This window comes from Streptomyces sp. NBC_00273 (assembly GCF_036178145.1).
Classification (GTDB): domain Bacteria; phylum Actinomycetota; class Actinomycetes; order Streptomycetales; family Streptomycetaceae; genus Streptomyces.
Genome location: NZ_CP108067.1, coordinates 5,509,211 through 5,520,998, shown reverse-complemented (window position 1 = coordinate 5,520,998; position 11,788 = coordinate 5,509,211). Strand labels below are relative to the sequence as shown.

The 11,788-nt window shown below is 73.2% G+C and carries 11 protein-coding genes and 1 tRNA gene; 5 read left to right on the top strand and 7 right to left on the bottom strand.

The annotated features are described in order from the left end of the window. Nucleotides 1-92: 92 nt before the first annotated feature. Complete coding sequence (locus tag OG386_RS24360) at nucleotides 93-767, bottom strand: pentapeptide repeat-containing protein (protein WP_328789871.1); 675 nt, start codon at nucleotides 765-767, stop codon at nucleotides 93-95. Between the two features lie 85 nt (nucleotides 768-852). Here OG386_RS24360 and OG386_RS24355 point away from each other — a divergent pair, with 85 nt between their 5' ends. Continuing rightward, nucleotides 853-1,845, top strand: coding sequence for a zinc-binding dehydrogenase (locus OG386_RS24355; protein ID WP_328793336.1), 993 nt, complete (start codon nucleotides 853-855; stop codon nucleotides 1,843-1,845). A gap of 22 nt (nucleotides 1,846-1,867) precedes the next feature. Here the strand turns inward: OG386_RS24355 and OG386_RS24350 are convergent, their stop codons facing one another. Both OG386_RS24350 and OG386_RS24345 read right to left on the bottom strand, forming a co-directional pair. Beyond that, a complete protein-coding gene (locus OG386_RS24350) occupies nucleotides 1,868-2,350 on the bottom strand; it encodes a GNAT family N-acetyltransferase (RefSeq protein WP_328789870.1) in 483 nt (160 codons plus the stop codon). A 25-nt stretch (nucleotides 2,351-2,375) separates the two neighbouring features. Then, entirely contained in the window at nucleotides 2,376-3,266 is an 891-nt protein-coding gene (locus OG386_RS24345) for an aminoglycoside phosphotransferase family protein (RefSeq protein ID WP_328789869.1), read from the bottom strand. Nucleotides 3,267-3,788: 522 nt separating this feature from the next. On the opposite strand from OG386_RS24345, the gene OG386_RS24340 reads away from it, so the two are divergent. Beyond that, the gene (locus OG386_RS24340; RefSeq protein ID WP_328789868.1) at nucleotides 3,789-5,174 is read left to right on the top strand and encodes an NAD(P)/FAD-dependent oxidoreductase; all 1,386 of its coding nucleotides are present in this window, start codon (nucleotides 3,789-3,791) and stop codon (nucleotides 5,172-5,174) included. Nucleotides 5,175-5,231: 57 nt separating this feature from the next. Here the strand turns inward: OG386_RS24340 and OG386_RS24335 are convergent. Both OG386_RS24335 and OG386_RS24330 read right to left on the bottom strand, forming a co-directional pair. Continuing rightward, nucleotides 5,232-5,309: transfer RNA gene (locus OG386_RS24335), tRNA-Thr, on the bottom strand. Nucleotides 5,310-5,460: 151 nt separating this feature from the next. Continuing rightward, the gene (locus OG386_RS24330) at nucleotides 5,461-6,141 is read right to left on the bottom strand and encodes a hypothetical protein (RefSeq protein WP_328789867.1); all 681 of its coding nucleotides are present in this window, start codon (nucleotides 6,139-6,141) and stop codon (nucleotides 5,461-5,463) included. 183 nt (nucleotides 6,142-6,324) lie between these two features. On the opposite strand from OG386_RS24330, the gene OG386_RS24325 reads away from it, so the two are divergent. The 3 genes from OG386_RS24325 to OG386_RS24315 all read left to right on the top strand — a co-directional run bounded on the left by OG386_RS24325 (nucleotide 6,325) and on the right by OG386_RS24315 (nucleotide 8,861). Beyond that, on the top strand, nucleotides 6,325-7,413 hold the full coding sequence (locus OG386_RS24325; protein WP_328789866.1) for an ABC transporter ATP-binding protein: 1,089 nt from the start codon (nucleotides 6,325-6,327) through the stop codon (nucleotides 7,411-7,413). 247 nt (nucleotides 7,414-7,660) lie between these two features. Continuing rightward, the gene (locus OG386_RS24320) at nucleotides 7,661-8,074 is read left to right on the top strand and encodes a hypothetical protein (protein ID WP_266595048.1); all 414 of its coding nucleotides are present in this window, start codon (nucleotides 7,661-7,663) and stop codon (nucleotides 8,072-8,074) included. A 28-nt stretch (nucleotides 8,075-8,102) separates the two neighbouring features. After that, nucleotides 8,103-8,861: a nucleotidyltransferase family protein gene (locus OG386_RS24315; RefSeq protein ID WP_328789865.1), complete on the top strand. Its 759-nt coding sequence runs from the start codon at nucleotides 8,103-8,105 to the stop codon at nucleotides 8,859-8,861. A 176-nt stretch (nucleotides 8,862-9,037) separates the two neighbouring features. On the opposite strand, the gene OG386_RS24310 is transcribed toward OG386_RS24315, so the two are convergent. Together OG386_RS24310 and rlmB are read right to left on the bottom strand one after the other, a co-directional pair. Further along, nucleotides 9,038-10,576 carry a DoxX family protein gene (locus OG386_RS24310; RefSeq protein WP_328789864.1) on the bottom strand — a complete coding sequence of 513 codons (1,539 nt, stop codon included), beginning with the start codon at nucleotides 10,574-10,576 and terminating at the stop codon, nucleotides 9,038-9,040. A gap of 179 nt (nucleotides 10,577-10,755) precedes the next feature. Further along, nucleotides 10,756-11,727 carry a 23S rRNA (guanosine(2251)-2'-O)-methyltransferase RlmB gene (rlmB, locus tag OG386_RS24305; RefSeq protein WP_328789863.1) on the bottom strand — a complete coding sequence of 324 codons (972 nt, stop codon included), beginning with the start codon at nucleotides 11,725-11,727 and terminating at the stop codon, nucleotides 10,756-10,758. Between the last annotated feature and the right edge of the window lie 61 nt (nucleotides 11,728-11,788).

Sequence of the window (11,788 nt, the reverse complement as noted above, 5' to 3'; positions counted from 1 at the left end):
GCACGGGGTCCGGGGCGGAGCCCCGACCTTTCAGCCCCGCCGGCGTTTGAGGCGCGGGGTCCGGGGCAGCGCCCCGGCAACGGCGCCGCAGGCTACGAAACGACCCGCACCCCCAGCTGGGAAGCAAGCGCCGGGGCCAGGTCGAACAGCTGCGCCGGGCTGATCACCGCCCCGGTCAGCGAATCCACCCCCCGCGCGATCTCCAGCACGGACGCCTCCCGCAGGTCCACGTCCGCCATCCGCACCCCGCTGAAATCCACCCCCCGCAGGGCACAGTCCCGGAACTCCACCCGCTCCAGCACCGCTCCCGCGAAGTCCGGCTCCACCAGCACGCACCCCTCGAAGACCACGTCCTTGAGCCGCGCCTTCCGCAGGTTCAGGTAGTCGATCTTGCCCCCGCGGACCACCACCCGCTCCAGCACCGCCCCGTGCAACTGCACCCCGCCCAGTCGCGCGTCCACCACCTCCACGTCCCGCAGCGAAGCCCCCGACAGGTCCGTCCCCACCCCCCGGACCCCCTCCAGCACCGAATCCAGGATCCGCGCCTTCGCCAGCCCCGCCTCGTCCAGCGCACACCGTCGCACCGCGCAGTCCATGAACCGGGCCCCGATCCCCTCCTGCCCCGCCAGGTCGAGATCCACGAACTCCAGCCCGTCGTAGTCCCCGTCCGGCTCCAGCCCGCGCCCCTCCCACACCGTCAGCTCGGGCAACCTCAGCTCCGGCCGTCGCGCCGCCTTGACCGTCTCCTGCTGCCCTTTGCGTGCCATGCCCCCATCGTGAAGCACCCCACTGACAACGGCCGCCCTTGACCTCAACCCCGCTCGAGGTAGCACCGTGATCGTCATGCCCACCATGCGAGCCATCCGCCTCCACGCCTTCGGCCCCGCCGAAAACCTCTCCTACGAGCACACCGACGCCCCCGTCCCCGCACCCGGCCAGGTCCGCATCGCGGTCGCCGCCGCCGGCGTCCACCTCCTCGACACCAGCCTCCGCCAGGGCATCCAGGGCCCGCCCGCCCCGCTCCCCGAGCTCCCGACCATCCCCGGCCGCGAGGTCGCCGGCACCGTCGACGCCCTCGGCCCCGGCACCGACCCCGCCTGGCTCGGCCGCACCGTCGTCGTCCACCTCGGCTTCGCCCCCGGCGGCTACGCCCAGTACGCCGTCGCCGACGCCGACCGCCTGCACCCCGTACCGGCCGGCCTCGACCCCGCCGAAGCCGTCGCCATGATCGGCACCGGCCGCACCACCCTCGGGATCCTGCAGTTCGCCGACCTCGGCCCGGACTCGGTCGCCCTGATCCCCGCCGCCGCCGGCGGCATCGGCACGCTCCTCGTCCAGTACGCGGTCAACGCCGGCGCCACCGTCATCGCCCTCGCCGGCGGCCCCGACAAAACCGCCCGCGCCGCAGCGAACGGCGCCCACCTCGCCCTCGACTACACCGACCCCGGCTGGGCCGACGCCGTACGCGCCCACCACCCCGACGGCGCCACCGTCCTCTTCGACTCCGTCGGCGGCGAAACCGCCCGCACCGCCCTCGGCCTCCTCGCCCCCGGCGCCCGGCACCTCGTCTTCGGCTGGTCCGGCGGTCCCCTGCACCTCACCGACGCCGAACGCGCCGACCTCGACGCCCGCGCCATCACCACCCGGGGCGTCCTCGGCCCCGCCATGCTCCAACGCGTCGGCGCCCCCGACCCCCTGCGCGTCCTGGAAACCCGCGCCCTCGCCGAAGCCGCCGCAGGCCGCCTGCGCCCCGCCCTGACCCGCTACCCGCTCGCCGAAGCCGCCACCGCCCACCACGACCTGGAAACCCGCGCCACCACCGGCAAGGTAGTCCTGGAACCCTGACCCGCCCCGCCCCGCCCCGCCACTACGAGGCCCTCGGGTCCCCCAGCTCCGCCAGCGCCCCGTCCGTCAACCGGTACACCGACCACTCCTCCTGCGGCCGCGCGCCCAGGGCCTCGTAGAAGGCGATCGTCGGCGCGTTCCACTTCAGGACGGACCACTCCAGCCGCTCGTACCCCCGCTCCACACAGGTCCGTGCCAATTCCCGCAGCAGTGCCTTGCCGTGGCCGCCGCCGCGCACGCCCGGCCGCACGTACAGGTCCTCCAGGTAGATCCCGTGCACCCCGCGCCACGTCGAGAAGGACAGGAACCACATCGCGAAGCCGACGGCCTCCCCGTCCTCCGTCTCCGCGATGTGCGCGAACACCGCCGGGCGCGCCCCGAACAGCGCCTCCCGCAGCTGCTCCTCGGTGGCCCGCGCCTCGTGCGGCACCTTCTCGTACTCCGCGAGCTCGCGGATCATCGCGTGGATGGCGGGCACGTCGTCGACTTCAGCGCTACGGATCATGCCCGCAGCCTAGGGCTGAGCCCCGTCACCGCTCCATGAGCACCTCGGCGACCGTCAACTGGTCCTCGTCCAGGCGCTCTTCCCCGTCCTCCACGTCCCACAGGCAGTTCTGGAGCACCCGCCCCAGCGTCCAGGCCAGCGCCCGCTCCCGCTCCAGCCCCGCCACCTCCGTCAGCAGGTCGAACCGCCACCGCACGTCCCCGGCCCGGAAGTTGTTGATGATCGCCGGCATCAGATCGAAACCCGGATCTCCCGCCAAGGGCTTCGGGTCGATCGCCAGCCACGGCTCCCGGCCGGCCGCCAGCACGTTCTCGTAGTGCAGGTCCCAGTGCAGCAGCCGGTCCCCCGGCTCCCCCACGACCTCCGCCACCGCCGCCGCGCAGTCCTTCAGCACCCGCCGGTCCCGCGCCTCCACCAGCTGCCCCAGCGCCCGCGGCACCTCCGCCAACATCCCGGCGGCCATCTCACCGAGCCCGCGCAACCCGGCCGGAGCCGGCACCGCCGTCAGCCGTGCCAGCAACTCCCCGACCACCACGACCGCCTGCCGCGCGTCCTCCCGCGCGAGCGCCGCCAGATCCCGCCCCTCGTCCAACCGCTCCAGCAGCAGGGTCCCGGTGTCCACGTCGTGTTCCAGCAGCCGTACGCACCCCTGCCCGGCCCACGCGCGCAGCGCGACCGGCTCCCCCGCGCTCTCCTCGTCCACCGACACCAGCTTCAGCACGGCCCCGCTCCCGTCGGCCCGCTCCACCGGCAACACCAGCGCCGTCACCCCGTGCATCACCGGCCCGGTCCGCCGCAGCCCCCACTGGTCCAGGAACCGCGCCGCCCGCGCGGGCAGCGCGGCGATGAACTCCCGCCCCGCGTCCCCGTTGAACCTGACCTGCGCCTCGATCAACCCGTCCGGAATCTCCACCATGCGACGACCGTAGCCGGCGGCCCGGCGGTCGGTTCGGTGGCGCGGATCCTTCTGCCGAGGTGGTTCGCCTCAATCGCCGGCGGGGCTTCAAAGGGTGGGGCGGTGCCCCGCACCAGGATCTCCTCGGCTCGCGCCAGACGGCCGCGGTCCTGCCAGACGACCTGGGTTGGGCGCTCGTCCTGCGGGGACCCTCCCACGTGTCCCCACCCCACGGCAGCGCTCCGACACCCCAACCCATCCACCTACAGCTCTCCCCAAGCCCGCCCTTTCAGCCCCACCAACGATCGAGACGCGGACCCGCCCGTTCAGCCTCGCCGGCGATTGAGGCGCAGGCCCGGGCGGAGCCCGGTGGGGATCCGGGCGCGCCGTACACCGCCGGGCCGCCCGCAGGGCAACCGGCCGCCGCCTTCCGATACGCCCCCGCCACCCCACCCGCATCGGGCATTCGGCCACCCCTACGCCCCCGAACCACGACACCCCGTCCCTGGACACCCTTCCGGAACGAGGTGTACCAACTCCCCCATGACGATCAACGGCGGTATTTCCTTCTGGTACGCGTCCGAGCGGAGCGGCACCCCGGCCACCCCGCCCCGCGCCCCCCTCACCACCGACACCACGGCCGACGTCGTCATCGTCGGCGGCGGCTACACCGGCCTGTGGACCGCCTACTACCTCAAGCGCGCCGCCCCCGACCTCCACATCACCGTCCTGGAACAGAAGTTCTGCGGCTACGGCGCCTCCGGCCGCAACGGCGGCTGGCTCTACAACGGCATCGCCGGCCGCGACCGATACGCCGCCCTCCACGGCCGGCCGGCCGCCCGCCGCCTCCAGCAGGCCATGAACCAGACCGTCACCGAGGTCATCGACGTCGCCGCCAAGGAAGGCATCGACGCCGACATCCACCGCGGCGGCGTCCTCGAAGTCGCCCGCACCCCCGCCCAACTCAGCCGCCTGAAGGCCTTCCACGCCCACGAGGTCGCCTTCGGCGAGACCGACCGCGAGCTCCACGACGCCCCCGCCACCCGCGCCCGCATCGACATCGCCGACGCCGTCGGCTCCAGTTGGAGCCCCCACGGCGCCCGCATCCACCCCCTGAAGCTGGTCAAGGGCCTGGCCGCCGCCGTCGAAGCCCTCGGGGTGGTCATCCACGAGTCCACGCCCGTCACCGAGATCGCCCCGCGCCGGGCCGTCACCCCGTACGGCACGGTCCGCGCCCCCTACGTACTGCGCTGCACCGAGGGGTTCACCGCCGCCCTCAAGGGCCAGAAGCGCTCGTGGCTCCCCATGAACTCCTCGATGATCGTGACGGCCCCGCTCCCCGCCGAGACCTGGTCCCGGCTGGGCTGGTCGGACAGCACGCTCCTCGGCGACATGGCCCACGCGTACATGTACGCCCAGCGCACCGCCGACGACCGCATCGCGATCGGCGGGCGCGGGGTCCCGTACCGCTTCGGTTCCCGCACCGACAACGACGGCCGCACCCAGCCGGCCACCGTCTCCGCCCTGACCACCCTCCTGACCTCCTTCTTCCCGCAACTCGCGGGTACCGAGATCGCCCATGCCTGGTCGGGCGTGCTCGGCGTGCCCCGCGACTGGTGCGCCACCGTCACCCTGGACCGGGCCTCGGGCCTGGGCTGGGCGGGCGGCTACGTGGGCTCGGGCGTCGCCACCGCCAACCTCGCGGCCCGCACCCTGCGCGATCTGGTCCTCGGCGAACCCACCGAACTGACCGCCCTGCCCTGGGTCGACCACCGCGTCCGCCGCTGGGAGCCGGAACCCTTCCGCTGGCTCGGCGTCCAGGCCCTCTACGCCGCCTACCGCGAGGCGGACCGCCACGAGACCGCCACCCACCGCCCGACGACCACCCCCCTGGCCCGCCTGGCCGACCGCATCTCGGGCCGCCACTGACCACGGCCCGGCGGGAACGCGAAAACCCCGGCTCAGGGACCTGAGCCGGGGTTCCGGTGGGGCCCCCTGTCGGATTCGAACCGACGACCTACGCATTACAAGTGCGTTGCTCTGGCCGGACTGAGCTAAGGAGGCACGGCGTGCCCGCGTGTACTGCGTGCGAAGCCGCCATCACTCTACACAGCACGCGATTCCCCGGGCCATCGCATTGAACCCGCCCGAGTGGGTGCCGACACGCGCGTTCCGCGGGCGGACCGGCGTTCCGTTCTGGCGCAGGCCGCCCCGCTCAGCCCCGGGCCGGATATCCGGCCCCCTCCGCGGTCTCCACCACGGCGGACGGTTCCGCCCGCGGGTTCAGGGCCTTGACCACCGCCTCCGTGAGGGGGCGCAGGGCGAACACGTGGCGGACCGCTTCGAGGTCCACGTCGCGCTCGTAGTAGCCCTGCGCGAAGTCCACGTACGCCTCCGGAGTGCCGGCCGCCAGGACCCGGAAGAGGAAGCCCGTGCCGTCGCCGTCGCCCTCGGGGATCTCCACCGGCCCGGCCCGCCACGCGGTGTCGGAGTCCTCCCGCCAGAACACCACGGTGGCCACCGGCACGTCGTCGTCGCAGAAGGCCGGCTCCGCGAGCAGCGGCCGGAAGACCTCCGGCAGGGTGTCCACGAGTCCGGGCCACAGGGCCATGTCGTCGTTCGCGTAAGGACTCATCCAGGACTCGTGGTCGAAGCCCCGGCCGAAGACCCCGTCGGGCGTGAAGAGGATCGCGTACTCGTCGCCGGCACCGTTGGTCATCAGCGCGGCCTCGACACCCGGCCCCCATGCGGGGTCGTAGTCGAAGTAGCTGCCGCCCCGGCGGCCCATCACGACGTCCAGGGCCGCCAGCGCCCGGCAGCGGTCCCGCAGGACCGGGACGTCGGGGAGCACCGTGATCAGTTCGTGCACGTGGCGGGGAGGATGCGTGGCGTTCATGCACGTCATCCAAGCAGGGGGGTCTGACAGATCGCACAGACTTCGATGTCACGTCCGTGCAGTGCTGACAGGAGCCGCCCGGGCGGGTAGCGTCGAGCGGAAGTCCACCTAGTGGACTAGACCCATTCTTCCTTCCACTCGGATCGTCCGGCACGTTCCTGCCGGTAGAAGGGATTCATCACCATGGCTTCTGTCACTTTCGACAAGGCGACCCGGCTGTACCCCGGCGGCGACAAGCCCGCCGTCGACCAGCTCGAGCTGGAGATCCAGGACGGCGAGTTCCTGGTCCTCGTCGGCCCGTCCGGCTGCGGCAAGTCCACCTCGCTGCGCATGCTGGCCGGCCTGGAGGACGTCAACGGCGGCGCCATCCGCATCGGCGACCGCGACGTCACGCACCTGCCGCCCAAGGACCGGGACATCGCGATGGTGTTCCAGAACTACGCGCTCTACCCGCACATGACCGTCGCCGACAACATGGGCTTCGCGCTCAAGATCGCCGGTGAGGACAAGGCCACCATCCGCAAGAAGGTGGAGGACGCGGCGAAGATGCTCGACCTCACCCAGTACCTCGACCGGAAGCCGAAGGCGCTCTCCGGCGGGCAGCGCCAGCGCGTCGCCATGGGCCGCGCCATCGTGCGCAAGCCGCAGGTGTTCCTCATGGACGAGCCGCTGTCGAACCTCGACGCCAAGCTCCGCGTCTCCACCCGCACGCAGATCGCGGCGCTCCAGCGCGACCTCGGCATCACCACGGTCTACGTCACCCACGACCAGGTCGAGGCCATGACGATGGGCGACCGCGTGGCCGTCCTGAAGGACGGGCTGCTCCAGCAGGTCGACACCCCGCGCAACATGTACGACCGCCCCGCGAACCTCTTCGTCGCCGGCTTCATCGGCTCGCCGGCCATGAACCTGGTCGAGGTCCCGATCACCGACGGCGGCGTGAAGTTCGGCGACAGCGTCGTCCCGGTGTCCCGCGAGGCGCTGTCCGCGGCGGCCGACGCGGGCGACCGCACCGTCACGGTCGGCGTCCGCCCGGAGCACTTCGACGTCGCCGAGACCGGCGGCCTGACCATCGTCGTGAACGTCGTCGAGGAGCTCGGCGCCGACGGCTACGTCTACGGGTCCACGACCTCCGCCGGCGGCTCGCAGGACCTCGTGGTCCGCGTGGGCGGCCGCCGGGTCCCGGAGAAGGGCTCCACCCTCCACGTGGTGCCGCGCGCCGACGAGATCCACGTCTTCTCGACCTCCTCCGGCGAGCGACTGTCCGACTAGAAGTGCCCGCAGGTTTAGCAGTCGTTGGAGGGGCGTCCCGTCAAGGGGCGCCCCTCCGGCGTCCGTTGCCCGTCCACCGCCCGTCCACCGCCCGCCTGCCGCCCGTCCGGGACCGCGGCCGCAACCCCGGCAGACCGGGCCATTCGGCCCCAACCGTCAACCCCCAATTCGAAAAACCACGTCGAACCATCCCCCGACAGAGTGACTAAATGTCGCCAAATCTTCACCGAGCGCTACTCTCGCCCTCGTGACCCACACTGCCCGCCGTATCGGCCGTTCCCTCGCCCTGGTCCTGCCCGTCGTCCTGGTCCTGTCCGGGACCCTCGCGGTCACCATGGTCCCCTGGGCGGACACTTCGTCCTCGCAGGTCCTGACCGCTGCCGCCGAGGACGTCTCCGTCCCCGCGAAGCCGCGTGCCGCGCACGAGGTGCTGCGCGATCAGCTCGTCGGCGAGCTGCAGCAGGGCGGGCGACCGGACGACGTCCTCACCCACCTCCAGCAGGAGGTTGACCGGCGGCCGTCGCTCGCCGAGCACTGCGTGGGGATCGCGCGGGCGGTGGGGCGGGCCGCCGTGGACGCGTACGGCCCGACGAAGGCCCAGTCGTTCGCCCGGCCCGTCTGCGACACCTCGTACGCCTCCGGCGTCGCCTCCATGGGCTGACGCGCGCCACCTCCCTACGCTGGCCGTCATGACCGACGACCACCGATCCGCTCCCTCCGCAGCCGCGTTCCCCGCCGCCCCCACCCAGGCCGTCGTCCTGGCGGGCGGCCAGGGGTCGCGGCTGCGTCCGTACACGGACGACCGCCCGAAGCCGATGGTCGAGATCCCGGGGACGGGGGTGCCGATCATCGGGCACCAGCTGGCCTGGCTGGCCTCCGAAGGGGTCACGGACGCCGTCGTCTCCTGCGGGCACCTGGCCGGGGTGCTCCAGGAGTGGCTCGCCGGCGCCCGGTTGCCGCTGCGCGTGACCACGGTCGTCGAGGAGGAGCCGCTGGGGCGCGGCGGCGGTCTCAAGTACGCCGCCCGGCACCTCCCGGATCCCGACGGGGCCTGGTACGCGACCAACGGCGACGTGTGGACCCGGTTCTCGCTCCGCGAGATGGCCGCCTTCCACGCGGAGCGCGACGCGGTGGCCACGCTCGCGCTGGCGCGCCCGCGGATCCCTTGGGGGGTCGTGGAGACCAACGAGTTCGGGCAGGTGCTGGACTTCATCGAGGCCCCGCCGTCGCCCTATCCGGTCAACGCCGGCGTGTACGTCTTCAGCCCCGAATTCGCCGCGCTGCTCCCGGACTTGGGGGACCACGAGCGCACGACGTTCCCGCGCCTGGCCCGTGAGCGGCGCCTCGCGGGCTTCCCGCTGCCGCAGGGGGCCTACTGGCGGGCGATCGACACCGCGAAGGACCTCACCGAGGCCGCACGGGAGTTGGCGGCGCAGAAGGGCGCCTGAGGCCCTTCACGGGCCGACCGGTGCCCGCACGGCCCCACACGGCCCGTACTGCCCACACGGCCCGCACGGCCCGTACCGCCCTTACCGCCCGTACGTACGCGGCTTCGCGCCCCCGGCACACGTACCGGGGCCCGGCACGCTCACGCGTGCCGGGCCCCGGTTCGTCCGTGCCGGTGTCAGCCGATGAGCCCGCCGATCAGGCCCGGCTGCTTCGCGGCCGGAGCCCCGCCGCCCGTGCTGCTCCCCGCGGAGGAGGAGGGCTGCTTGGGCGAGGAGGACTGGCGGGGGGTGCTGCGCGGCGTCTGCTGCTTGCCGGTGGTGCCTCGCGTCGCGGCGGGCGACTCGGAGCGGGTCCCCGAGGTCCCCTTGGAGGGGGTGCCGGACGCGGTCTTCCCGGACTTGGCGGCGGGCTCGGTCGCGCTGGCCGAGGGCGAGGCGGACTTGGTCGGCGCCTTCGTGGGCTGCTGCTGTACGGGCTGCTGAGTGGCCGGTGCCTGCGGCAGGGGCCGGCCGGGCAGGTAGTTGCTGGGGGCTTCGCCCGGCCCGGGGACGGTGACGACGGTGGAGGAGCGGACGGCGCCACCGAGGAGCGAGCCGACGAGCAGGGTGAGCCCGCACACGACGGTGGCCATGACGGCCCCGCGGCGCAGGACGCGCCGCCGCAGCCGCCAGATCTCGGAGCGCGGGCCGAGGGTCCGCCAGGCCTCGCCGGCGAGGCGCCCGTCGAGGGAGTAGACGGGGGCGCCGGCGATGATCAGCGGGCTCCAGGCGGCGAGGTAGATGATGTCGGGCGCGTCGTAGGCCGGGACGGTCTTCCAGCTCACCGTCATCAGCAGTGCGGCCGACAGCAGGGCCCCGAAGCAGGCGGCGAACCGCTGCCACAGGCCGAAGACCGTCAGCACGCCGACGATGACCTGGAGGAAGGCCACGCTCAGGCCCGCGCCGACCGGGTGGGCGAGGGCGAAGTCGCGCAGCGGCTCGGCGAGGGCCCAGGGGTTCAGCGTGTGCAGCCAGGTGACCATGGAGCCGCGTTCGCCGCCGTCGAAGTAGACGGGGTCGCACAGCTTGCCCATGCCGGCGTAGATGGAGATGAAGCCGAGGAAGACGCGCAGCGGGAGCAGCACGACGCCGAGGTTCATCCGGCGGCCGGGGTAGTAGGAGGCCTGCCCGCGGGTGTCGGGGCCGGCCCGGCGGGAGTCGGTCCCGGGGCCGGAGCCGGGCCCGGAGCCGGGCGGCTCCTGCTGGTACGGCAGGTCGCGTACGGCGGCCAGGGGGCGGGTCTCGGAGGGGTCCCCGTAGCTGCGCTGGCCGATGACGGTCGGCGTGGCGAGGGTGTCCTCGGCGAGGTCGTGGGCCAGGTCGACGCGGGGGATGACCTGGGTGGTGCCGCCGTCGTACTCGTCGTGTCCGCGGCCGGCCTCGCGGACGGCCTGGAGCAGGCCGCCCATGGCGGCGGCGTCGCCGGCGTCGGACTTGCCGCTCCAGACCACGGGGGCCCGGCGGCGGGTGGCCCCGGCGGCGGCCACCACGGCGCCACCCAGAACGGGTGCGCGGCCGGGGGCCTTCGCGGGCTTGGAACGCGCGCTCGGGCTCGGTGCGAGCCGCACGCGGAAGCTGGCGTGGTTGACGATGACCTGTGCGGGGTCGCACGGCACCTTGACCATGCTCAGCGCGGGCTGGTCGTCGAACCCTGACGTTCTGGTGTCCACACTCATCTAACCGAGTGATCAGTGCTTAGGACACTGCCTTGACGTCAGGGATGTGTCCGAGGCCCGTCAAGATCAAGCCACCCCGCCCGAATCGGGCGGGGTGACACGCTCACGGGTCATGTTCCGTGAGCCAAGTGGATCAGTTGCGCGAGGGATCCGGCGTGCGGGGACCCGCCGCGCCGGGATCAGACGCGGCCGCGGTCGGCGCGGCGGCGGGCCGCCTCGTAGAGGACCACGCCGGCGGCGACGCCGGCGTTGAGGGACTCGGCGCCGCCCGGCATCGGGATGCGGACGAGGTAGTCGCAGTTCTCGCCGACGAGGCGGCCGAGGCCCTTGCCCTCGGAGCCGACGACGATGACGACCGGGCCCGCCAGCTCGGCGAGGTCGTTGACCGTGTGCGTGCCTTCGGCCGCGAGGCCGACGATGGTGATGCCGGCCTTCTTGTAGTCCTGGAGGGCGCGGGTCAGGTTGGTGACGCGCGAGACCGGGGTGCGGGCGGCGGTGCCGGCCGAGGTCTTCCAGGCGCCGGCGGTCATGCCGGCGGCGCGGCGCTCGGGGATGACCACGCCGTGGCCGCCGAAGGCGGAGACGGAGCGGACGATCGCACCGAGGTTGCGCGGGTCGGTGACGCCGTCGAGGGCGACGATGAGCGGGTCCTCGCCGTTGTCGTACGCGGCGGCGGTGAGGTCCTCGGGGTGCGCGTACTCGTACGGCGGGACCTGGAGGACCAGGCCCTGGTGGTTGAGCCCGTTGGTCATGCGGTCGAGCTCGGGGCGCGGGGCTTCCATCAGGTTGATGTTGCCGCGCTCGGCGGCGAGCTGGAGGGCCTCGCGCACGCGCTCGTCGTTGTCGATGAACTGCTGGACGTAGAGGGTGGTGGCGGGAACGCCGTCGCGCAGCGCCTCGAAGACCGGGTTGCGGCCGACGACCATCTCGCTGGTGCCCTTGGGGCCGCCGCGGCGGGGGGCCGGGCGGCGCTTGGCGGCCTGGCGGGCCATGGCGTTGGCGATGCGGTTCGCCTTGTGCTTCTTGCGGTCCTCGGCCTTGGGCGTGGGGCCCTTGCCTTCCAGGCCCTTGCGCCGCTGGCCACCGCTGCCGACCGTGGCGCCCTTCTTGTTGGACGTGCGGCGGTTCCTGCGCTGGCTGTTCCCGGCCATGACCTCTACCTGTTTTCGTTGGTGCTGCGATATGTACGTATGAAGAGTGTGCCGCCCGGAG